25 protein-coding genes and 1 tRNA gene are annotated in these 23,612 nt (G+C 35.2%); 19 read left to right on the forward strand and 7 right to left on the reverse strand.

The window, feature by feature from the left end; translation table 11 throughout:
• Positions 1 to 10: 10 nt before the first annotated feature.
• The 12 genes from NK356_RS05830 (at position 11) to NK356_RS05885 (ending at position 8,120) form a co-directional block, all read left to right on the forward strand.
• Positions 11 to 1,516: a RagB/SusD family nutrient uptake outer membrane protein gene (locus NK356_RS05830; RefSeq protein WP_253316445.1), complete on the forward strand. Its 1,506-nt coding sequence runs from the start codon at positions 11 to 13 to the stop codon at positions 1,514 to 1,516.
• A 166-nt stretch (positions 1,517 to 1,682) separates the two neighbouring features.
• A complete protein-coding gene (locus NK356_RS05835) occupies positions 1,683 to 2,300 on the forward strand; it encodes a hypothetical protein (protein ID WP_034695838.1) in 618 nt (205 codons plus the stop codon).
• Positions 2,300 to 2,920 carry a hypothetical protein gene (locus NK356_RS05840; protein ID WP_034695840.1) on the forward strand — a complete coding sequence of 207 codons (621 nt, stop codon included), beginning with the start codon at positions 2,300 to 2,302 and terminating at the stop codon, positions 2,918 to 2,920. Before NK356_RS05835 ends, NK356_RS05840 begins: the two co-directional genes overlap by 1 nt.
• Positions 2,921 to 3,014: 94 nt before the next feature.
• Complete coding sequence (locus NK356_RS05845; RefSeq protein ID WP_034695841.1) at positions 3,015 to 3,305, forward strand: transcriptional regulator; 291 nt, start codon at positions 3,015 to 3,017, stop codon at positions 3,303 to 3,305.
• 67 nt (positions 3,306 to 3,372) lie between these two features.
• Positions 3,373 to 3,660, forward strand: a complete 288-nt coding sequence (locus NK356_RS05850; RefSeq protein ID WP_253316446.1) for a hypothetical protein — start codon at positions 3,373 to 3,375, stop codon at positions 3,658 to 3,660.
• Positions 3,661 to 3,690: 30 nt separating this feature from the next.
• Positions 3,691 to 3,987, forward strand: a complete 297-nt coding sequence (locus tag NK356_RS05855) for a hypothetical protein (RefSeq protein WP_034695842.1) — start codon at positions 3,691 to 3,693, stop codon at positions 3,985 to 3,987.
• Positions 3,988 to 4,013: 26 nt separating this feature from the next.
• On the forward strand, positions 4,014 to 4,499 hold the full coding sequence (locus NK356_RS05860; protein WP_034695844.1) for a Coq4 family protein: 486 nt from the start codon (positions 4,014 to 4,016) through the stop codon (positions 4,497 to 4,499).
• A gap of 9 nt (positions 4,500 to 4,508) precedes the next feature.
• Entirely contained in the window at positions 4,509 to 4,805 is a 297-nt protein-coding gene (locus NK356_RS05865) for a hypothetical protein (RefSeq protein ID WP_253316447.1), read from the forward strand.
• A 66-nt stretch (positions 4,806 to 4,871) separates the two neighbouring features.
• Entirely contained in the window at positions 4,872 to 6,242 is a 1,371-nt protein-coding gene (locus NK356_RS05870) for a DUF4153 domain-containing protein (protein WP_253316448.1), read from the forward strand.
• Between the two features lie 57 nt (positions 6,243 to 6,299).
• Positions 6,300 to 6,953: a DUF1361 domain-containing protein gene (locus NK356_RS05875; protein WP_253316449.1), complete on the forward strand. Its 654-nt coding sequence runs from the start codon at positions 6,300 to 6,302 to the stop codon at positions 6,951 to 6,953.
• 54 nt (positions 6,954 to 7,007) lie between these two features.
• Entirely contained in the window at positions 7,008 to 7,547 is a 540-nt protein-coding gene (locus tag NK356_RS05880; protein ID WP_034695852.1) for a hypothetical protein, read from the forward strand.
• A gap of 60 nt (positions 7,548 to 7,607) precedes the next feature.
• Positions 7,608 to 8,120 (forward strand): hypothetical protein, encoded by a 513-nt coding sequence (locus NK356_RS05885; RefSeq protein WP_253316450.1) that lies wholly within the window; start codon positions 7,608 to 7,610, stop codon positions 8,118 to 8,120.
• Between the two features lie 89 nt (positions 8,121 to 8,209).
• On the opposite strand, the gene NK356_RS05890 is transcribed toward NK356_RS05885, so the two are convergent.
• The 3 genes from NK356_RS05890 to NK356_RS05900 all read right to left on the reverse strand — a co-directional run bounded on the left by NK356_RS05890 (position 8,210) and on the right by NK356_RS05900 (position 11,052).
• Positions 8,210 to 9,868 carry a S8 family peptidase gene (locus tag NK356_RS05890; RefSeq protein ID WP_253316451.1) on the reverse strand — a complete coding sequence of 553 codons (1,659 nt, stop codon included), beginning with the start codon at positions 9,866 to 9,868 and terminating at the stop codon, positions 8,210 to 8,212.
• A gap of 269 nt (positions 9,869 to 10,137) precedes the next feature.
• The gene (gene dtd, locus NK356_RS05895) at positions 10,138 to 10,587 is read right to left on the reverse strand and encodes a D-aminoacyl-tRNA deacylase (RefSeq protein WP_034695854.1); all 450 of its coding nucleotides are present in this window, start codon (positions 10,585 to 10,587) and stop codon (positions 10,138 to 10,140) included.
• 9 nt (positions 10,588 to 10,596) lie between these two features.
• On the reverse strand, positions 10,597 to 11,052 hold the full coding sequence (locus NK356_RS05900; RefSeq protein WP_034695855.1) for a hypothetical protein: 456 nt from the start codon (positions 11,050 to 11,052) through the stop codon (positions 10,597 to 10,599).
• A gap of 109 nt (positions 11,053 to 11,161) precedes the next feature.
• Between NK356_RS05900 and greA the strand changes: the two genes are divergently transcribed.
• From greA to NK356_RS05935, 7 genes are all read left to right on the forward strand, one after another.
• Positions 11,162 to 11,632 carry a transcription elongation factor GreA gene (greA, locus tag NK356_RS05905; protein WP_034695856.1) on the forward strand — a complete coding sequence of 157 codons (471 nt, stop codon included), beginning with the start codon at positions 11,162 to 11,164 and terminating at the stop codon, positions 11,630 to 11,632.
• A 57-nt stretch (positions 11,633 to 11,689) separates the two neighbouring features.
• Positions 11,690 to 12,079: an HIT family protein gene (locus tag NK356_RS05910; protein WP_034695857.1), complete on the forward strand. Its 390-nt coding sequence runs from the start codon at positions 11,690 to 11,692 to the stop codon at positions 12,077 to 12,079.
• Positions 12,080 to 12,147: 68 nt separating this feature from the next.
• Positions 12,148 to 13,335 (forward strand): ATP-dependent Clp protease ATP-binding subunit ClpX, encoded by a 1,188-nt coding sequence (gene clpX / locus NK356_RS05915; RefSeq protein WP_034695858.1) that lies wholly within the window; start codon positions 12,148 to 12,150, stop codon positions 13,333 to 13,335.
• 74 nt (positions 13,336 to 13,409) lie between these two features.
• Positions 13,410 to 15,386 (forward strand): T9SS type A sorting domain-containing protein, encoded by a 1,977-nt coding sequence (locus NK356_RS05920; RefSeq protein WP_253316452.1) that lies wholly within the window; start codon positions 13,410 to 13,412, stop codon positions 15,384 to 15,386.
• 5 nt (positions 15,387 to 15,391) lie between these two features.
• Positions 15,392 to 15,613, forward strand: a complete 222-nt coding sequence (locus tag NK356_RS05925; RefSeq protein WP_034695862.1) for a hypothetical protein — start codon at positions 15,392 to 15,394, stop codon at positions 15,611 to 15,613.
• Positions 15,614 to 15,674: 61 nt separating this feature from the next.
• A complete protein-coding gene (locus tag NK356_RS05930; RefSeq protein ID WP_034695865.1) occupies positions 15,675 to 16,967 on the forward strand; it encodes a TlpA disulfide reductase family protein in 1,293 nt (430 codons plus the stop codon).
• Between the two features lie 44 nt (positions 16,968 to 17,011).
• A tRNA-Met gene (locus NK356_RS05935) sits at positions 17,012 to 17,085 on the forward strand.
• A 418-nt stretch (positions 17,086 to 17,503) separates the two neighbouring features.
• Here the strand turns inward: NK356_RS05935 and NK356_RS05940 are convergent.
• The 4 genes from NK356_RS05940 to NK356_RS05955 all read right to left on the reverse strand — a co-directional run bounded on the left by NK356_RS05940 (position 17,504) and on the right by NK356_RS05955 (position 23,012).
• Positions 17,504 to 18,802, reverse strand: a complete 1,299-nt coding sequence (locus NK356_RS05940) for an HlyD family secretion protein (protein WP_034695866.1) — start codon at positions 18,800 to 18,802, stop codon at positions 17,504 to 17,506.
• Positions 18,803 to 18,847: 45 nt separating this feature from the next.
• Positions 18,848 to 19,042 carry a hypothetical protein gene (locus NK356_RS05945; protein WP_149835743.1) on the reverse strand — a complete coding sequence of 65 codons (195 nt, stop codon included), beginning with the start codon at positions 19,040 to 19,042 and terminating at the stop codon, positions 18,848 to 18,850.
• Positions 19,043 to 19,111: 69 nt separating this feature from the next.
• Positions 19,112 to 21,307 (reverse strand): peptidase domain-containing ABC transporter, encoded by a 2,196-nt coding sequence (locus tag NK356_RS05950; protein ID WP_034695867.1) that lies wholly within the window; start codon positions 21,305 to 21,307, stop codon positions 19,112 to 19,114.
• A 190-nt stretch (positions 21,308 to 21,497) separates the two neighbouring features.
• Complete coding sequence (locus NK356_RS05955; protein ID WP_253316453.1) at positions 21,498 to 23,012, reverse strand: thioredoxin domain-containing protein; 1,515 nt, start codon at positions 23,010 to 23,012, stop codon at positions 21,498 to 21,500.
• Positions 23,013 to 23,612: the final 600 nt, after the last annotated feature.

Raw genomic sequence — 23,612 nt, forward strand, 5'->3', positions numbered from 1 at the left:
AAATTAAGTAATGAAAAATATCGCAAAACAATATATAAAGTGGGCTGTTGTTCTTTCAGTCCTTATGGGAACGCTTTCATGTGAGAGTGATTATCTTGAAACAGATCCTACCACTGCAGCTTCAGAAGAAGCGGCTTACTCAAGTGCTGCCAATCTGATGGCAATCATTAACGGAATGCATCGAGATATGTATTATAGACAGAATGATAGCCAAGGACAGAATGGTCAGGGGGGAATTATGATCATGATGGATGCTTTAGCAGATGATCTTGTATTTCCTTCTACAGGAAACGGTTGGTATGTTTCAACGGTGAGATGGCAGGATCAGGTAAATGATAGTGCATCTAATGCTTTTTACCCTTATCAGTTTTATTATGCATTAATCAGAAATGCAAATCTCGTTATTGCGAATGGCCCTTCAGTGCCTGCTCCCAATGCAGCTGATGCAGCTACTATTAAAACAGCTATTGGTGAGGCTTATGCATTCAGAGCTTTCTGTTATTATATGTTAGTTCAAATTTATGGAAAAAGATATGTGCCAGGTGCAAACAATACCCAGCTTGGGGTTCCGATTAGACTGGTTGCAAATGAAATACCTTTGGCGAGAAATACTGTGGAAGAAGTGTATACTCAGATCAATAAAGACCTTGATGAGGCTGCTAGCAGATTAACAGGGGTTGCCAGAGCTACGAAAGCACATTTTAATGATAAGGTGATTTTAGGGCTGAGAGCCAGAATTGCATTAACACAAGGTAATTATGCGGCGGCTGTAACGGCAGCTCAATCAGCACGTGTAGGTTTTGCTTTGATGGATAATACAGCTTATATGGCTGGATTCAATAATTTAGCTGCTAATGGTGAGTGGATGTGGGGTGCTATAATCATAGCAGACCAAGGTGATTCATTCTCAAATTTTGGTGCTTATATGTCAAGAAATTTTAACTCTACTAATATACGTCAGGCTCCAAAAGCAATTAACAGTAAATTGTTTTTATCATTCCCGTCTACAGATGTAAGGACTAAGAATTTTGATCCAACAGGAGCACATACAGCGCTTGCTTTGCCTTCAACATATTCTAAATTCCCATATACAAGCCAGAAGTTTCTTGCTGCAAGTCAGGGAGACAGTAGGGTAGATGTTCCTTATATGCGATCTGCAGAAATGTATCTTATTGAAGCTGAAGCTTTGGCCAGATCAGGAAACGAAGCAGGATCGAAAGCTGTTTTTGATGTGTTTGCAAAAAACAGAAATCCTTCTTACACTGGAGCTACCACAACGGGTGCGGCCTATATCACTGAGATTCTTAACAGCAGAAGACTGGAGTTCTGGGGTGAAGGTTTCAGATTCTTAGATCTTAAGAGATTGAATTTAGGCTTGGACAGAACAGGAGCTAACCATTCTTCTGTAGTTACCAATAACGTAATGACAGTGGCTAACACAGATTTACGTTGGGAATTTCTGATTCCAAGAGCTGAGATCAATGCTAACACATTGATTGTTCAGAATCCATTATAACACGTACAGATTTTAATATATGATTGAGAATCCTGCTTTAGCGGGGTTCTCTTTTTTTTATGTCTAAATAAACGATGAGGTTTTCAGTAAAAAATATTTTAAAATATAAAATAAAGAGTTGGTAGATTCAAAATAAATTATAACTTTGTAATTCAAAGTTCTTTTTATGGATTCAAAAAACTATCACGAAGACTTATCCCATATCCGTTCTATGATGGAACGGTCCTCCAGATTTATTTCCCTAAGTGGTTTATCCGGAGTTGTTGCGGGTTTAACGGCTATTATTGGAGCTGTATATGTGTATTTTGTATTTCAGAGGGAAGGAATCAGCTATTTTGATGGAGACAGGAATATTCTGGGACCTGCCTTGGTTAAAGAACTTGTTCTGATTGGGATTGCTATTTTGGTTGTAGCTGTTCTTAGTGGTTATATTTTTACTGCTCATAAAAGCAAAAAGAAAGGTTTGAAGATCTGGGATGCCACTACAAAGCGACTTTTGATTACCTTTGCAGTGCCTTTGGTAGCAGGAGGTGTCTTTTGTCTCGCTCTACTTTATCATCATCTTTTTGTTTTCATTGCTCCGGCTACTCTGATTTTTTATGGATTGGCTCTGGTAGCCGCAGAACGATATACATTAACGGATGTAAAGTATTTAGGATATCTTGAGATTATTTTAGGACTTGTTTCTTTGTTCTTTTTAGGATGGGGATTGCTGTTCTGGGCCATTGGTTTTGGTGTTCTGCATATTGTGTATGGATTGATCATGCATAAGAAGTATAAGTAATGGGAATTGGTTTTGTCATATTAATACACCTTTTTGTTATATCAGCTTTCGGTCTTATCTGTGCTGTTGTAGGTTGTTTACTTACTTATTTTATAAGCAGTAGAGAAAGAAGAAGGAATAAAATGATATTAGCATTTATAGGACCTTTTGTGGCATTTTATACATTTTATATTGTCGGAATTATCAGCTTATCCATTGTGTCGGAAAATAAAAAAGTAGATATTGGAATAGGTGATGCCTGGTATGTTCCTTTAAAAAATGACTATCAGCTATTATTTATTGATTTGCCTGAGCAGGCAAGTATTAATACTGGAAAAGGACTGACATTGGTTTCACAAGTGGCTAAAATGGAAGAATTGGGTAATCAGGTTTTTGGAAAAACATTTGACAACGAATTTTTTTTCGTGGATTTAAAAACAAATGAGGTAAAGACTTTTCAAACAGAGAAAGAGTTAAGTGCCTTACATGTAAATAAAAAACTCAATCTAGTAGATACAACTGAATTTTATTCAGAAAGGAAAAACGATATTATGGGCTATTGGCCTTTGTTGATACTGTTTTTATCTCTTATTATCAGTATTGGAGCGGTGTACATATGGAAGTTAATTTTAATTTTTTAATTGTAAAATTGCTTCAGGCTGTATTGATAGAGAAGTAAAGAAAATGAAAGATAGTCAGATTTTGGCTATTTCAGAATAAATAAGATAAAGTAAAATGATCAAAATAAATCAGCTCAATAAAGAATTCGAAAGCCGTGTAAGATTGGGCATTATGTCTGTTCTTATGGTTAACGACTGGGTTGATTTTTCCGAAATGAAAAACCTGCTCGAAATAACCGATGGAAATCTGGCAAGCCACAGCAATGCACTGGAGAAAGCTGGTTATATAGAAGTGAAAAAAGAATTTGTTGGGAAGAAACCTAAAACCTCATATCGCGTTACACAGAGCGGAAGACAGGCATTTACGGAGCACTTGAATGCTCTTGAAAAATTATTGGGACGATAGTCCTATATTTTTTTGAAAATTAACTTTGAATTACAAAGTACTTTATATTTTAAAATTAAATAAAATTATGACACAAAAACAAAAAACAATCACAATTTATGCCCTTCCATTGGCTTTACTCAGTATTCCATTGGTTGGCAATCTATTGTCTAAAGAAGTAAACTGGTCAGGATCAGATTTCCTGATTGCAGGAGCTTTGCTTTTTACAACTGCTTTTCTCATCAATCTGGTAAGAAACAGAATTAGAAAACAAAGTCAGAAAGTGATGATATGTATTTTTATTTTGCTGGCTATAACATTGATATGGCTTGAATTAGCAGTAGGGATTTTCGGAAGTCCGTTTGCCGGAAGCTAAAATCTGATTTGTGATTAATCCTAAATAATAATGAAAGATTCAGAAATAATAAATCTAGGCAAGGCAGTATTCGGAATATTTTTTTCAATTGGAACTCTTTGTCTTTTAGGGGCTCTGATTACAAAAGATAACTGGTTTGCCGGAGCGGGATATCTGCTAATCGTTTTCGGAGTGCCAGTCAATTTATTATGCATATTGGGGTTCTTGACATATGGTGTTATAAATACATCAAAATTTAAAGAATGTATGATAGCCATACTTATTTTGACTGCCAATATTCCCATCGCATTTACTTATGCTATTATAGGCTTGGGGTATTTCAATTAATATCCATAAATATATTTAATACTATTATGAAAAAAATACGCGTTCAGTTCCTGCTTTTTGTATACGATAAAACTCAAAAATTATACAGAAAATATTTCAAAAAGAAAAAAAGACAATGGCAGTTCAATGAAAAGCAACTGTTGGAGTTTCAGGAAGATTCTTTAGGTCGAAAATTAGGAGAGTTTTACAGGAAGCACGGCTTCTCAATGATACCAAAGATGGAAAACCACGATGTACATCACCTGATTACCGGTTGTGGAACCAACTTCGAGGATGAAATTGCCATGCAGTACCTGCTTCTGGGAAACGGTAAGCTCAATGCGCACCTTCTGGCTGCAATCGTATTAGGAACAATTATTCTTCCTGAATATGTGAAAATTTATATCAAAGCTTATAAAAAGGGACAAAATATGAGAGCCTTTCATCATTGGGACTTTGAAGAATTGCTATGGCAGAATTATGAACATGTGAAAGACTTTATTCAACAGAAAGAAACGGTAGTTCTTCATTAAAAGCTAAAGATGATGGGAAAAATAAAATTCAGTCCGCTAGGAAAAAGATCATTCATTGTTTCTTTTCTGCTGGGAACCCTTCTACTGTTTGCATTTTGGATCACAAGAGCTGAATTTCTGATCATATTTGGGTTTTATTACGTTGTGATTGCTGCTGTAACTAACCTGTTGATCACTTTATATGAGTTGATGGAATACCTGAGTGATGTTTCCGAAAAGAAAAGAAATGGAAATTCTGTTCTTCTATTACTACTTAATATTCCTATTACTTTTCTATACCTCACCCTATTCTTTAATTTTTGTTGATCTCTATACTTGTACACCTTAAATCTTTCAATCCTTTAAATCTTTAAATATTAAATAGTAAACCTCATGAAAACACATCATTATATATTTCTTACAGCTATTCTCTTTGTCATTGTCTTTTATGATCAGGAAGTAGGGCTGAATCTTGGAATTCTGGGAATTGTCTATGCTGTATTAACGCTGTTGAGAACACCGGAAAAAAATAAAACAAAAACATTATATGTACTTTTTGGAACAAGTATCCTGTCCAGTATTGCATTTGCGTGGTTCGGAGATTTTCCATCCTTTATTGCGGTGGCGAGCTCACTGCTTTTGCTTGGCTATAAATCGAAGAACAGAAGATTGAAAATTCTCTTTTTAATTCCGGTTTTTATTGTGAATTGCTGTACTTCATTCTGTCGTTTTTTCAGTTTTGATGAATGGCTGCCTAAGAAGAATATTCCAGGATTATGGCAAAAGACATTTGCTTTCATCTTGATCCCGCTGATACTGGTTTCCGTCTTCTTTGGAATTTACTCTGCAGGAAGTAATCACTTTGCTGCTCTTTTCACCAATTATGAATTGGATCTTAATATTTGGCAGGTATTCTGTCTCTCGGTTTTAGGTTTTTTTATAGCCTTTAATTACTGGAACTATGCGGTGGAAAAGCTCATCTACAAAAGCAATCATGTTCTTAATAATGAGTTTGGCAAAGATTCCCGGATTCCCAAGGCTACTTATTCTTTTCTTGATCTTGATGCAGAAAGAATGAGCGGAGTAATCTCTTTTGTTTTATTGAATATTTTATTGGTGTTCTTTATTATTACTTATAATTATGAACAGTTTTATGAAGTTGTAAAAACACCAGTTCAGCTTTCCGAAGAAACCCATGAAAGAGTAAATGCTGTAATCATGTCTATTATAATGGCAATTCTGGTGATTATGTTCTATTTTAAATCCGGATTTAATTTTGATCCAAAAGCAGGACTGTTGAAAATTTTAGCCAAAATCTGGATTCTTCTCAATGCTGTTCTTGTTGTTTCTGCAGCTCTTAAAAACTATGAGTATATTATTAATTATGGATTTACCTATAAAAGATTAGGGGTTCTTGCTTTCCTGCTGTTATCATTAGTTGGTCTGGCGTTGACTTTTATTAAAATTCAAAAGCAGAAAAGAAATATTTTCCTTGTTAACACTATGATCTGGTATTTTTATGGAACTATTCTGGTGTGCAGTTATTTCAATTGGGGAGGTTTTATTACTTCTCAGAATATGAAACGAAAGGATTTTGTGGTCAATTATCATTTAACTTCCATCAACTTCAGTGAAAAAGCGCTACTGAAATATGCAGAGGAAAAAAATGATCAGAAGCTTAAAAAGACCTTGCAGGATAAAGTGAAAAATGAAACATCCAAAACATTCCTTTCAAAGATCATATATTATCAGACTATACAATAAAAGATCATGAAAAACTTAGCGGGATCCTCTAGATTTAAAATTAATATATTGTTGATAATGATGACGATATTCTGTTTCAGCCTCTCTGCTTTCAGATATTACATCAGCGATACAAAAGTGTTTTTGTTTCTCAACTGGAATCTGTTTCTGGCCTGGATTCCTTTATTACTGAGTTCTTTTATTCTTGCCTTTAATATCAAATGCAAAACTTCATTGCTCTTTATAGTAATAGTCTGGATATTGTTCTTTCCCAATTCTCCTTACATTCTTACAGATCTTTTTCACCTCAGAGCAAGAAATGAGATACCGATCTGGTATGACCTCATTGTGATTCTTTCCTATGCGTGGACCGGGCTGATCTGTGGTTTTATAAGTCTTCATGATATTGAAAAGAGACTTTCTGATTATACGAATAGAAATGTCATTAATGGAGTGGTTGTCCTTTTTCTTTTCATGAGCAGCTTCGGAGTTTATCTCGGTCGGTTTTTGAGATGGAATAGCTGGGATGTTCTCAATAATCCTTTTGGTCTGTTCTCGGATATTGTGGTGAGATTCATCTATCCGATGGAATATACCAAAACATGGGGTGTTACTCTTTTGATGGGAATAATGCTCAACTTTATGTACTTTACATTTAAATGGGCAGGAACTAATGATGAAAAAGAATTACAACCGGAAAATAAAACATTAAACGGATTGGAACAATTTTAGCATTTCAATGAGCTCAGCATAATACATGTTGATCCATTCTTAAAATTAATTATTATGAAAAAAAGCTTATTGTTAATTCCTTTGATAATTGTTGCCTGTAAAAAAGAACCTGCTGTGACAAATGTCCCGGATAAGGACTCTACAGTGGTAACAGAAATGCCGGACTCTGTGGTAAAAAAAGATTCTGTAGCATTAAGGAAAAAAGATTCAATTATTAACAATGCTCCGGTCACTAAGGAAGTATTACGTAAAGGCGTAATGAGAGATGAAAAAGACGGCCAGATTATAAGAACTGCAGACGCCAACCAGTTGCCTTTTACAATTGGAGAGGAATTTACAAAGGATGATCAGGATTTGATTTTAAAACTGACCCGTTACGACCGCCCGAATATCAAAGCTAAAATTTCAACAAAAGAGAAAGATTTTAATATCCGTTTCAATCAGATCAGACTTCCAAACGGGAACTACGACGGACCTTTTGGAAGAGAAATTACTTATGATACTCCCGGACAAGGTGAAGTATGGCTGATTATCGGGAAAAGTAACATGGCTTCCGGAAATACCAAGGGAAGTTTTACAGTAACTGTAGAATAAGGCTCAATCAATTTGGTACAATTTCTGCAAACTAAACTCTGAAGTTTAAAATTTAAAATTATGAAAAATATAGTTCTAACAGCAATGACCGCTTCAGCTGTACTCGTAAGTTGCGGAACCGTACAGTCGCTGGTTCAGAATACATTTCCCTACACAACGAATGTTTTAGTGTCTACAGGAGTTCCTGCAGATAAAGAAGTTTCTTCTACTGCAACAGCTACCAATGTACAGACATGGTTCGGAGGAAATAACAATGCAAAAATTAAAGATGTAAGAATTTCAGATGCGAAAATCTCTGTAGCAGCTCCTTCTGGGGGAAACCTGAGTGCATTCAAAACTGTAAAAATATATGTTTCATCTAACGGAACAGGAGAGAGATTAGTGGCTTCACGCTCCAACATCTCTACCAATTCTTCCAGCTTAAATCTTGATCTTAATGATACAGGATTCCTTGACGAAATTGTAAAAAGTTCAGGATTGACGGTAAGAACCGTTTATGAATTGAAGAATCAGACCTCTTCAGATATGAACATCAAAGTAGCGCTTAATTTCAGCAGCGTTCCAGCAAAATAAAATCAATAAAAATTGATAGCAAAAACCCTCTTTCAGAAAGCTGAAAGAGGGTTTGATGTGAAGTAAAATGTATAAAAAAATCTTATATTTTAGAGTTTGGTTAATTTCTCAACAACTCTTCTCTGGCCTTCATTAATATTGATGATATACTGCCCCGTAGGAAGTTGTGAAATATCAATCTTTTCATTCGGTAAAACCGAATTTTTAATCACTGTACGTCCCTGAAGGTTAATAATCTCTATATCCAGTTTTTTATTTTCACTGCTTTTAATAGCAATGGAACTGCTGGATGGATTAGGATAAATTTTAACCTCTAATGATGGTAAAGTCTTAACAGGTGCTACAAAATTACTTTCCAGTTGAAGGATAGCATTCTTCACATTAGGAAGAGGTCCGATCTTTTGCCCCGTCACTGTTCCTCCCTGAGGAATTCCTGTTGAAATTAAAAGGTTTTTCATCGCTGAAGGTGTTAAATATTGACCTGTAGTCTGGCGATAGAAAGACTGAATCAAAATAGCTGCAGAAGAAACCACAGGTGTTGCAGAACTTGTACCGCTGAAATAATTATAAGTTCTGTTGTTGTCATTGTCATATTTCACATAAGATCCATAGCCTGCTGCCATCACACTGCTTCCCCAACCCTGAACATCCACTCTGTTTCCAAATGTACTGAAGCTTAATTTTGAATGGGTAGTATTAGGAGATCCTGCTCCTACAATGATAGCACCACTGTTTCCTCTCGCAAGATAGGTTGCATAAAACGGATCATCCAGATTTTGGTTTCCATTACCTGCCGCTGCAATGATAATAATTCCTGAATCAGTAGCAGCTTTCGTAAGATCCCAGATTACTTTGTCATATTCCGCAGGGCAATACTGACCGTCTTTTCCACCAGTCTGCATTTCGTATAATATAATATCTCCGGCCTGAGATGCATTAATAGATCTGCTTACCGCAGAAGCTCTGTTGTATCCCACCGTAGTCCATTCCATATAACCTTTTATTTCAGAAGCACTATAAGCAGCTCCTGTAAGTCCGATATTATCTTTTATTGAACCTAAAATACTCACAACTGCTGTTCCGTGGTCACGGTAATTATTATTGGCTAATCCTGCATTAGGTGAATAACCAGGTTCAAGCTGTATAGAGTTTTGATTAGACAGCATTTCGTGAGTCTTGTAGAACCCGTATTCTACATCTCGTACACGGATATTCTGTCCTGTGATTCCTCTTGACCATGCATATTTGGCGTTGATTCCCGGATTGTCATTCAGATAAGTCTGCAGGCTTTCCAGATCAGGAGTGGCCACAAAAGCATTGACTAATGGTGGTTCGATAGGTTCGGCACTCATTACAGATACATATTCTATTTCAGGAAATCTCTCAAGAGTATGGATGATTTTTTCTGAAGCTTCTTTATTTTGAAGAGGAATATCAGCCTTATAAATTCTTTTCAGCTTTTCCACAGATTCTCCGGAATTACCGATGGCTTTGCTGCTTCTGGCCATTTCATCAAGTTTGCTGTCTGTAAAATCCAGATCATACTTAAATGAGATGTGATTTTCTCTTGAAAATCTTTCCAGATCAGCGTTTCTGCTGAAAGCCGTTTTTTCTGAATTGATGCCTTTTGAAAAGCATACATAAATAATTGAATTTTGATTATTAGCCATTTTGGGCTGGCTGTCCTGTCCGAAAGACAAAGTAGAACAGAACGCAAATAATGCGAAAAGGTTGATTTTTGTTTTCATATGATTTTGTTAAATGGTTGTAAATCAGTTTTGATTTATATCAAAAATAATAATAAAATAAAAACAAATCACGTTTTTGTGATTTTATTTTTTAGATTTTTTACTCTTTTCTTTTGTATAAAGGATTTCTTTGTTGATGAACGATACCCCTCACAGGTTTTTAAAACCTGTGAGGGGTAATGGCAGATACATTTTATGCATTTCAATCAAAAAAAATACGTTCCAACGAATTGAAACGTATTGCTTTATGGTTATATTTATTTCCCGATTTAGCTTTTGGTAAGAGAATCCATGACAATGGTAACCGGCCCGTCATTGATCAGGGAAACTTTCATATCTGCTCCGAAAATTCCGCTTTCTGTTTTTAGTCCGGATTTAGCGATTTCTTCCTTAAAATAATCAAAAAGTGGCACCGCTTTATCCGGTTTGGCTGCCTTTATGAAAGAAGGTCTGTTGCCTTTTTTATAATCTGCAATCAATGTAAACTGACTGATGGAAAGGATTTCTCCTGAAATATCTTTCACGGAAAGGTTAAGCTTGTCATCTTCATCTCCAAAGATTCTCAGATTTAAAACCTTTTGTACAAGCCAGTCGGCATCTGTCTTTTCATCATTTTCATCTATACCTACCAGCAGCATAAGCCCTTTTCCGATTTCACCAACAATTTTTCCGTCTACTTTTACACTGGCTTCGGAGACTCTCTGTATAACGATTTTCATCTTGTATTTTTAATAGTAAACATTTAAGATTTTACTTGCAGCATCATAACTGTAAGGATAAGTTTTAGGTGGCAGAGATGTTTTGGCTCCAGACTCCGGCTGTCCTGTACTTAATATCCATCTTGTATTATCCTGTGGACAAATAATGGCAATATTGTCTTTTACCTCAAGAGTTGTATTGTTATCAGGACATAGATGTGGTGCATTCCTGTCATAGACTTTAAACCCGTTTGCAGTCCGGACAATAATCAACCCTCTGGTTCCTGACTGTTGCTCGTTCACATAAATCCAGCCATTGATATTGTTCAAAACGTAATAAGCAGGCAGGTTTAGATTAAGCGATACATTGATGGGAACATTTGGGAAACAGTTCACAGTATCTTCTCTGCTTCCACATGAGTTTATAGTTAAATTACTGAAAATCAATAAAATGAAAATGGATAAGATTGAAAAAGTTTTTTTCATTTCAATTTAAATTTTTATATATTTGTAAAAATTAAACGATTACAACACGAAAACATTGTCCGGCAAATGTCGGATTATTTTTTTATACTAAAACTAAATTTTGAAAATTATGGCAAGCTATGTTACTAAGGAGGGCCTAGAGAAAATGAAAGCTGAGCTGGAACAGTTGGAAACTGTGGAGAGACCAAAAATTACTCAGCAGATCGCAGAAGCAAGAGATAAAGGAGATTTATCTGAAAATGCAGAATACGACGCAGCTAAAGAGGCTCAGGGGATGCTTGAAATGAGAATTTCTAAGCTGAAAGATGTTATCTCTACTTCTAAAATTATAGACGAAAGCCAATTAGATACTTCAAAAGTTTCAATCTTAACAACAGTGAAACTTAAAAACAATGCTACCAAGCAAGAGCAGGTATTTACATTGGTACCGGATAACGAAAGCGACCTGAAGACAGGAAAGATTTCTGTGAACACACCTATCGCAAAAGGACTGTTAGGAAAAGCTATTGGCGAAATTGCTGAAATTACTTTACCTAATGGAAACAAACTGTCTTTTGAAGTATTAGACATCTCTCTATAGTCTGATACTCCTTTCTATTTCTGAACTTCTAAATATCTAACCCAAACTTCTGATAAAATGAGCACTATATTCACAAAAATCATTAATGGCGAAATTCCCTCTTATAAGATTGCAGAAAATGAAAACTTTATTGCATTCTTAGACGCAATGCCTTTAGTGAAGGGACATACTTTAGTAGTACCTAAAAAAGAAGTGGATTTGATTTTTGATCTTGAAAGTGAAGAATACAAAAACCTTTGGGGATTTGCCCAAGAGGTAGCCAAGAAGATCAAAACTGCAATTCCATGTGTAAGAGTAGGAGTAGCAGTGGTAGGACTTGAAGTTCCTCATGCACACATCCATCTGATTCCTTTAAATAAGATGGAAGACATGAATTTCAGAAATGAAAGATTAAAATTAACGAACGAAGAATATACAGAGATTCAACACTCAATTATTAATTCTTAACAACCAGAAAATCGTAAAAAAGTAATTTTTTACGATTTTCTTTAACATATACATATATATTATATCATATGAATTCCAACCAATGTTCTTTCTGTGGCAGAAAAAGAAATGAAGTACAGATGCTGATTTCTGGGCAGAATGGTTTTATTTGTGAAAATTGTATAGAGCAGGCACATGCTATCGTAAAAGATGGTGCATCAAAAACAGAATATTCACCTGCTAATAGTATGGAGGAGCTTAAAAAGCCAAAAGAGATCAAAGAATTTCTTGATCAGTATGTGATTGGACAAGATCAGGCAAAAAAGCAACTTTCCATTGCTGTGTATAACCATTATAAAAGATTGCTTCACGCTAAGGACGAGAATAGAGAAGTAGAGCTTGAAAAGTCAAACATTATCATGATAGGAGAGACAGGAACGGGTAAAACGCTTCTGGCAAAAACTATTGCAAGAGAACTTAATGTTCCTTTCTGTATCGTGGATGCTACTATTTTAACTGAGGCAGGATATGTAGGAGAAGACGTTGAAAGTATTCTTTCAAGACTTTTGATGGTCGCAGATTACGATGTGGAAAAAGCTGAAAAAGGAATTGTTTTCATCGATGAGATTGATAAGATTGCCAGAAAATCAGACAATCCAAGTATTACAAGAGACGTTTCAGGAGAAGGCGTACAGCAGGGATTATTAAAACTGTTGGAAGGAAGTATTGTGAATGTTCCGCCACAAGGAGGAAGAAAACACCCGGATCAGAAATATATCCAGGTAAATACCCAAAACATCCTATTTATTGCAGGAGGTGCTTTTGACGGGATCAAAGAGATCATCGAAAGAAGAATGAACAAGCAGGCAATTGGCTTCAGTTCTGAAAAAATCAATAAAACAGACGAGGACGAATATATATTAACAAATATTAATGCAATTGACCTTCGTACTTTCGGATTAATTCCGGAACTTTTGGGAAGATTTCCAATTATTACTTACCTCGATAAACTCACAAAAGAGACGCTGGTAAGAATCATGAAGGAACCTAAAAACTCTATCGTGAATCAATTTGTGGAACTTTTTAAAATGGATGGCACAAATTTGGTTATTACAGACGGAGCAATTGAAAAAATCGTAGAGGAAACTATTGAAAAAGGATTAGGGGCAAGAGGGCTTAGAGGGACCACCGAAAAAGTTCTAGAAGACTATATGTTTTCAATAGGAGAGGAGAAAGATATCATCTTAAATGAAGATAATGTTTTGATTAATAGATAAAATATTTTTTTTTTTAGAAAAATAATAATACCTTTGCGGGTGAAGATTGTATTAACACACAAATAATTTATACAATGAGAAAAAGTTTATTTGCTATAGGTCTTTTAGCAATTAGTTATTCTGTTCAGGCGCAGATACTTTGTCATGTTGACACTAATGCTAATATGTATGTGAGCGAAGGCACCCTAGTTTATAGCGGTGGAGGTGTACAAACAAAAGGTAATGGCCTTTTGGACGTGCATGGAAATATCATGGTTGTAGGATCTGCTACAGATGGTTTTAAAACAATTGATGCCGGAGGTGCTGATAAGACTGACGGTGGAAATATCATCTTAAGACTTAATACCCCTGCTTCTTTTGCTACTTCCACGTATGGTCAGCTGTACATCGACGGACTATCCCAGTCCAACATCACAGGTATTGTCACTAAAGAGTACAGAACTACAAGTAACGGTAGTGGCAATTATTTCCAACAAGTTGCTTTACCTTTCTTTGGTAAAGCCTTAAGTTCATTATCTACTGAAGTTGGTAAAACTTTCAATACCGGTAGATATAGTAATCCAATTCTAAAGTGGGATAACGCCAATGCGGTTTCTGCACATTTTACAAATTTAGCATCTACTACTGCTGATGGTTCAGGGTATTATATGTTGAAAGTTTCCAGCAATGACTGGAATCCAAGTGCACCTGCAACTGGAACTGTTTTCAATATCAATGGAAAACCGTATGCTCCACTAACAGGAACTGTGTCATTGCAGAATGCAGGAAAATCTAATTTAGGAGCTTCCAATGTTGTATTCGGAAATGGTGGTAACGCTGTGAATTCTTACAACGAAAAGTACAATACTTATCTTGATGATTCATTTGAATTTACTACCACTCCATGGGCTGGAACATTTGGACAAAATTTCTACCAATTCGGTAACCCTTTCCTTACCAACTTAGATTTATCTAATATTGGATATACTGAAAGCGTTACAGGATCAGACGGAAATGCAGTAAAAAATATCTGGGGTATTGAATATAATCCAGGTACTGTTGTTACACTTCCTGGAGGTTCTACTTACGCTACAGGTGCTCAGGTAGTTACTTATGTAGCTACAGGTGACGGAGTTGCTCCGGCAGTTGGAGATGTGAACCTAGATAAAATGGTTATCAAACCTATGCAGTCGTTTAAAATAAAGTTAAGAGACAATACAGCTCAGACTTTAGACTTTAATCCACTGAGAAGATTCAAATCAACAGCTAGAACAGCAGGTACTCCTAACGGTGTAAATGCAGCTAAAACGGCTGGTAAGAATACAGCCAACACTGTAAAACAGCTTGGGGTAATTGGTCTTGATGCTAATGGTAATGAGATTTCCAGAACTTACTACGTGGTTTCTCCAGCATTTACAACTGGACACCAGGTTTCTACTGCTACAACAGTTCAAAGTTCAGCTGGTACGAGAATTATCGGTACTTATGAAGAAGCATTGAATGGTGGGTATGATAATAATTATACTAACTATTGGTTATATATTAACGAAGCTAATGAGAGTAACTTCCAAGGTAAAAATGTTAAGTTAGTTAACTACAAACTTGATCAGGTTAAATCTTATAAGTTCGAGATCAGAGAAAATGCAGAACTTATTCCTGCTGGTGCACACCAGTTATCTTCAGGAATTGGTTTCTACTATAAAGCGGAAAATGGAAATTTAGTACAGGCTAAACAGGGAGATGTGGTAGCTGTAACAAATGAAGAAGCTAACTTGTATTATGGTGAGCCAAGTAATATTACTTTAGGTGTGGATAAAACAACTTCTAGTGTTTCCAGAACACTTGTTGTTTACGATCCATCTATTACAAATTACATTGTTAGATTTGATCCAAAATGGAAAAAAGCAGACATTCAAGTTTATGATATGAGCGGTAAACTGGTAATCTCTAAAAAAGCGGTTGAAACATCCAGAGATTTTGTAATCGAGCTGAATGGCTCAGTTAAAAATTCATATGTTGTAAAAATCGTTTCTGATAAGGGAGAAACTGTTAACACTAAAATCTTAAAATAAACCACATGAAAATTATTAATAAACTAGTCTTGGCGTTTTTCCTATTTGCTGTATTCGTAGCAAATGCCGCTCCACCACAACCAGCAATCCCAGGAGGAGGAGGAAATGGAGGAAATGGTACCGGGTCACCAGCCTCACCAATTGATATGTATGTATATGTACTTGGTATTGTAGCAATAGGATTTATTGTTTACTTTACAAAAAAGTACAAGAGCGTAAAAGCATAAAATTTTATTAAAATAATATTAAACTCTCTGATTAGTCAGGGAGTTTTTTTATTTTTACTTTATGAAAAAGATTTATACGCTATCAGCGGTTTTGGCTGCATTTGCTTTACAGGCTCAATTTACTGTTACAATTCAGGCTCCGACAGATTTTAAAGACCAGGATGCTATTCTATATACACTTAACGGATCAAAAGATATTATTGTTACTAAAGAACAGAGTAAGAATAGTACATGGACTTTTAAATATCCAGGTCATTATATGGGGATGATGAAAGTTTATTTTCCTGGCTCTAATAATACTGTAAGCTTTATTTCTGAAAATAAAAATGTCAACTTTAAACTGGATATTCAGAATAGCAAAGTAAAAGATGTTACTTATCTGGATGATGCCAATAATCTGATGAGCAAACAACAGGAAGGCTCCCAAAAGAAAGAGCTTATTTTGCCAGCTTTAGCACAAATCAAAGAATATTACAAAGACAATACGGATTTTGGAAAAGCTCTGAAAACAGAAATTGACAGACTTTCTGGTTCTTCAAGTTCTATTGATGCTGCACAACACCCATTTATTGCTTATTATAATACGAATTACAGCAAGTTTCTTTCTAACTCACCCGATTCAACTAAGAAAGTAGATCAGGAAGAAATAATCAATTTTCTGGACAAATCCAATGATATGCTTGAAAGCTCATCGTTATTGAGACCTGTACTGGTGGCTTATCTGAATTCGGGAGGGAATACGAATGTTACTGCTTCTGTAGATAAACTGCTGGACCGTTTAAAAGTAGAGACTCCAAGAGGGCAGACTGTTTTGTCAGAATTGATTGATATCTTCGATGTATATCAGATGGATGAATACAAGAGTAAATATTTATCTCTCGCTAAAAATCTTAAATGTACCATCACAGACAGGCTTGCTTCTACACTGAAATCGAATGCAAACATTGAAATGGGGGCTGTTTTCCCTAATTATAAGTTCCAGTCACCTGTTAATACCACTGCAAAATCTTTACACGATATAAAGGCAGATAAAAAGGTCGTTGTGTTCTGGTCATCTACATGCTCACACTGTGAAAGTGAGCTTCCAAAACTTTTGGAAAAATATAATGATCTGAAATCAAAAAATATTCAGATTGTAGGGTTGTCTTTAGATGTGGATAAGAATTCGTATACCCAGAAAATTGCTGCATTTCCTTGGGTGAATGATTCAGAATTGAGAGGATGGAACAGTAGCTACACAGATTTATATAATATTCATGCAACTCCAACGTATTTTATTTTGGATGCTAACAATAAGATAATCAGCAAACCAGATCATGTTGGCGATGTTTTAGAATATTTTAAGCTAAAATAATTTTGGAGGTAAAGAAATATTTTCTATATTTGCACCACCAAAACGGCGAGGTAGCTCAGTTGGTTAGAGCGCAGGATTCATAACCCTGAGGTCACGGGTTCAATTCCCGTCTTCGCTACAATAAACCGCAATCATTAAATCAATGATTGCGGTTTTTACTTTTAAAAGAATTGTCCTTTCGTCTTTTAATTCTTTCCAATGAATTTTATTTTTTAACGATTTCATTCTTCTGATGAAATATTAAGGGAATAATTATACTTCTTCAGCTTCATTATAATGATAGGTTAGTTTTTATCATAAACTCATGTTATGATAGTCCTCATATTCGTCTTCTTGTTGCCCTTTTTTTAATGATCGTATTTTTTGCGATAAAACCCTTTACTTAGGTAGATTTTTGCTATAATAGGCTATTTAAACGAATGAGATTGGTTGAGCTACTGCAAAATATTATCAGATGATTTGAAATTTTAATAATAAACAATAAAAACCCCGTTTCACAATTTGTAAAACGGGGTTAGTTTTTAATAAAAGGTTTATTAAACCTGATATCCAAGTAATTTTCTGATTTGATAAAAGAATCTTTCAATCAGCCGCAGATCCTGTGTTACAATTTCTGCGCTGCCTCTAAGCTCTTTATCGAATGTAAGTGTTTTATTATAGCTTGTTTTTAATCCTTTTGGTAAAATTACATCTACATAGTAATTCCCTTTTTCATCAGGAATAAGAGAGATGTTTTGCACTTTTCCTTCGATGATACCGTATTCCTGGAATCGGTAATTGTCCAGTTTAATCAGTACTTTCTCACCAGGAGTTATTTTTCCTGAATTTGTGGTAGGAACGGACATTCTGCCCACTAGCTGCTCTTTATTTTTAGGAAGAATAGAAAGTATGGGTTCTCCTACTTTTACGAACTGATTCTCACCAAAGAACTGTTGGAAACTGGCAACACCATCAGTGGATGAGATGACAAGATAGTTTAGCTCCCACTGTTTTAGAGATTTTCGCAGCTGCTCAAGAAGCTGTAGAGTTTGTGAAGAGTATGTAATTCTGTCTTTTTCGGTATTAATGGCAGTTCCGCTTTTGGTCTTATTCAGATTGGAAATTCCTTCATCCATTTGAGATATGGAGATTTTGATATTCTCAAGGTTTTGCTGTGCCTGAAGATATTTGATCTTTTCATTTTCAAGTTCCATGGCTGAAATTACCCCTTGGTTGAATAATTCCTGAGATCTGTTGAAGTTTTTCTTTGTCAGATCATATTTTATAGATTCCAGGTTCTTCTGCTGTTTCAAGGTAGCAATTCTTATTTTATATTCTGAAATGCTCTGATTGGCGGCCAGATTTTCAGGAGCATAAGGCTGTAGTCTTGTAAAAAGAGCTTCATCCTGAAATGCTTTTGCAAAACTGTTATATTCACCCTGCAATTCACCCAGTTTGAATCTTGAAGCCTGCGCTATAGGGAAGGTATATAATTTATCGGGTGTGATGGAGTCTACCAGTTTTTTAAGTTCTAAAATATCTTTATAGTTAGCTGCAGACTGCATCACCATCAGAACATCATTCTTTTTAACTTCCTGATGGTCTTTTATGAATATTTTCTCAATTTTGGAACTGGTTCGTGCTTCTATTTTCTCAGGAGGATTCTGGGAAGTTACAATAATAGGAGCCGGTACAAATTCCGGATATTTTATAATGTAGCTCATTAAGAGAATCAACAGGAGGATAATAAATATCACTGTATTTCCCCAGCGGATCATCCAATGCGGTGGCTGGGTAAGAATATCCTGTACACTCTCTGAGCGAAGTTCAATATTGTCTAAAACGTCTTCTTTCATTGTTCTGAGGTAAAATTTCCCCCAATATTTCAGGGGGAATATAATTTAAATAATTGGGCAGTTCCCGTCATACCAAGATGGTGGTGAAGTGTCTGCATCGGGAGGGCATTCAAAATGCTTTATACGGCATGGTACCCAGCTGCCAAGACACCAGGATCCACAACAGTTGTTGTCCGGAATAATTACTCCTCCACTCACTAATGTCAAATCTTTTCTTGAAAGTTTTTTAAGATTTTTCATGATTTAATTAGTTTTATTTTTCCTACTCTATAAGCTTTTCGGATTCCGCTATTTTTTTTGCTTTTATGATTAGCTGCCTAATTCAAGCTGATTTCTTACAAGTCTGTAATATTCTCCCCTTAAATCTACCAGATCGGCATGGCTCCCTTCTTCAACTACTTTTCCTTGATCCAGTACAATGATTTTATCAGCATGTCTTACCGTTGAAAGTCTGTGGGCAATCACCACTGCTGTTTTACCTTTAAAGAACTGTTCAAGATTTTCCATAATCACTTTCTCATTATTGGCATCCAGTGCAGATGTTGCTTCATCAAATAAAATATATTCAGGAGATTTGTAAACAGCTCTTGCAATGAAAAGTCTCTGCTTTTGGCCTCCACTTACACCAACTCCTTCATTTCCGATCTTTGTATTATAACTTAATGGAAGACTTTCAATAAAATCTTTGATATTGGCTATCTCTACGGCACGTCTCAATTTTTGTTTATCTATATGATCTTCACCTACAGCAATATTATTGGCGATGGTATCATTGAATACATATCCTTCCTGCATTACAACACCACAATGATCTCTCCAGTATCTCGGAGAAATATTTTTCATATTGGTGTTCCCGATTCTGATTTCACCCTGGTCCGGATCATAAAATTTCATCAACAGTTTCAGTAAAGTGGTTTTTCCACTTCCGCTGGCTCCCACAATAGCTGTGGTCTGCTGGTAAGGAATCGTAAGGCTTAAGTTTTCAAAAACCGGAACATCAGAACCAATATATCTGAATGACATATCTTTGATTTCGATATCTTGCTTCGGAACATCTGTAACGTACTGCTCATTTTTATCTTCTTCATCATCTTTATCATGGATTTCTCCTAATCTTTCAAGGGAAATTTTAGCATCCTGAGTCTGTTTGATAAAGTCGATAAGCTGAAGAAGCGGGCTGTTTAACTGTCCAATAATATACTGAACAGAAAGCATCATCCCCAAAGTAAGGTTTCCACTTAAAACAAGTTTTGCAGAAAGGAAACTCACCAGAATATCTTTCATCTGATTGATAAAGTTTCCTCCAACAGACTGCCATTGTTCTAATGAAAGAGATTTTATTCGGATCTTAAAAAGTTTTACCTGAAGAAATTCCCAGTCCCATCTTTTTTGCTTTTCGGCATTATGCATTTTGATTTCCTGCATACCGTTGATAAGCTCAATTACTTTACTTTGTTCCTGAGATACCTGTGAGAATCTTTTATAATCAAGTTCTTTTCTCTTTTTTAAGAAAAAACTGATCCAGCCAATATATAATACAGCTCCTACAAGATAAACGATGAAAAGTCTGTAATCGTAAAATAATAATACAATGCTGAAAATAATAAGGTTGACCAAAGAGAATAATGTATTCAGTGAAGAGCTTGTAAGAAGCTGTTCAATTCTGTGGTGGTCATTAATTCTTTGCATGATATCTCCTGTCATTCTGGTATCAAAGAAACTTATCGGAAGTTTCATCAATTTGATAAAGAAATCGGAGATGATCGAAATATTGATCCTTGCTGAAAGGTGAAGAAGAATCCAGCTTCGGATGGTCTCAATTCCCATTCTTCCCAGGAATAGCATAATTTGGGCAAGTAGAACTACATAGATAAAATTAATATCCTGATTCTGGATCCCGACGTCTACAATACTTTGGGTAAGAAACGGGAATATCAGGGAAAGTAAACTTCCTCCTAATAGACCAATAGCCAATTGTATAACAAGTGTTTTATATTTAAGAAGATATTTGGACAAGAATGTAAAGCTTGCCTTACTCTCTTCAGCATCAAACTCTGTCTGGAAGAATGCAGGAGTGGTTTCAAGAATCAGGACAATTCCTTCTTCTGTATTTTCGTTGGCATTTTCTCCAATCCAGGACTTGATAAATTCTTCTCTGGTATAAGTGATCAGTCCATAGCTGGGATCTGAAATATAGACTTTGTTATTTTTGTCGATTTTGTATACAACAACAAAATGATTTTTATTCCAGTGTGCTACACATGGAAAAGGAACTTCTTCTGTTAGGGTATTGAAATCGATCTGGACTCCCATTGACCGGAATCCAAGATTTTCTGCGGCATCGCTCAGGCCAAGAAGGCTGCTTCCTTCACGTGTTGTTTCGGAAAGGTTACGAATCTGCTGCAGAGATATACTTTTACCATAATACTTACTGACGATTCTGAGGCATGTAGGGCCACAATCTTTGGTATCTGGTTGCTTATAAAAAGGAAACTTTTTTTTCAAAACTACTACTCATTATAAAATGCCGTCAATAAATGACGACATTTTTGCTTTAATTCAATTATAATTCAATGAAATGGTAAACTGGAAATAGTCCCATTGATCACCGTTTTTCTACTCTTTTACATCTTTTCAGATGGTTATTTTGTTTTTCCTAAGATAGTGAAATTTTTAAATGAATGAGATTTATTTGCTAGATCTCATCATCCTCTATTAATTCATCAATAAAGAATAAAATATCTTCACGATCATACTTGTCTGGAAACTGATATCCATTGATGATAAAGATAGGAGTAAAGCTTAATCCTGCGTTACTGTTTTCTATGGACATCTCTACTAATGGATTCAGATTTTCTGAGGTTACGTTTCCTCCGGAAAGCGCATTGATTTTGCTTTCATCCTTCGTTTCAAACCATTCTTCTACAGCATGTAAAAATTCTTTTTCAGGCTTGTTATGATAGATATGAGTTAAATCTGAAATAAGCTGAGTGTATTTTTCAGGAGCTCTGTCTGGGCTGTAATTGAATCTCATCTGTAGTGAAATATTCTCCGGATATTTTTCCAAAAGTCCTTCAACAAGCTTATGTGCATCTTTACAAAAACCACAATATGGATTGGAAACAATAGAAATACGAAGTTTAGCATCTCTTTTTCCAACAGCAAAAGTTTCAGTATCCTGGAATTCTATTTTTGGATTTTGCTCCATCTGGTTTTTGAAAAGCTCATAGTTTCTCTTGAATCTGAGATTTTTCGCATTCGATTTTTGAAGAGCTTCTTTTTGCTCAAGAAGAGTATTGAAATAAATAACTGCAGAAAAAACAAGAGCCCAAAGAATGACAGTCAATAGAAGAGCTCCCACACTGAAAGACAGATTCTCAAAAAATAAACTGCTGATTACAATTTGCCCTACCAGGATTGAAATAATCAAAAGACATACTCTACAAAATGTTTTTTCTACAAATGCCTGGATGTATAAAGAATATCCGATGGCGATTACAGAAACGAAGGTGAACCCTTTTACGATATATGCTGTAGCCGGCAAGAACATACCTAATACGGCAAGTCCTGCAAAATAAATCAGAGAAAAATCTGCAAACTTTAAGCCCAGAATACTGGTTTTATCCTGTTTGATGATCTTATCACACGAGTTGGCTGTCTGACTTGCTGCAGCGCCTCCGCCTCCACATATACTTCCGATGACAGTAGAAGTATTCCCGAATTTCTGATTGAAAATTTCCAGGGAAATATAAACTCCTGCTAAAGAAAGTACATTAAATAGAGCTTCGTAAATGGTTTGGCTAATAAAAGAATAGGCAAGAACAGTTGCAAAAATGAGATAAAGAACCGGTTTGAAATTAAAAGCCAGTTTACTTTCTGCATTTTCTGTTTTCTCAAACAGCAGTACAAAATCTGTTGATTTATTATAAAGTTCTTCTTTACCGAAGGTTTTTGCTTTTTCTGAATATACGGAATAATTGCTTCCTGCTTTTTTGACCAGGGAAAATGAATTCTCAACAATAGCAATAAATTCTTCCGGAAGTTCGTCCCAATATTCTTTGTCAAGTTCGTAAGCATCATTTTTTACTCCCATAAAGTTGAGTGTGTCGCTAAATGCCAGTGCAGACGGGTAATTAGGATGGGAGTTGAACTGGAAAATAAATTCCTGTTTATCGAGTTTTAAATGGTTAATTAGTTTGTCAAAAATCATATTAATATTTTTAACTAAAATACACAGATGTTTTAAATATACAAAAAAAATTCTCCTTTATTAGTGAGATATAAGTAGGTGTTGGTAGATTTTATTTGATCCTCAGTATTTTATTCCACGTAATTTGGAATCAAAAAAGGTTATCATAATGAGGTTTTGTCCTCATAAAAATAAGTGTTATCTTTTTTTAGTGATCAATTGATCTGCCTATAGAAAATATTTTCTCTTTACAAAAACAGAATTAATATTAACTGAAAAAATGGTTTGGATATGCTGCATATTTTAAATTTAAAATTGTAGAAATATCTCATAAAAAACGGGAGATAACTCCAACTTTTAAAAGAGTGAAAAAGAATAAAAATGGAATAGGTTTTATCCAAACAAATGTTTGATTTTTTAAATTATTAATAACTTATATAGATTTTAACCCTGTTTTGGTTATGATATGTCGTGGTTTTGTGTGATTCGCAATAATGTAAAATGAACTCAAAAAAACTTAAAAAATCATAAAATTTTCATAAAGTTTTAAAAAAGGAGGGAAATGTTTTTGTATTTATAAAATATGTCGTACTTTTACATCGCCTTGAATGAGGGAACAAG

Source organism: Chryseobacterium sp. S0630, from assembly GCF_024158915.1.
GTDB lineage: Bacteria > Bacteroidota > Bacteroidia > Flavobacteriales > Weeksellaceae > Chryseobacterium.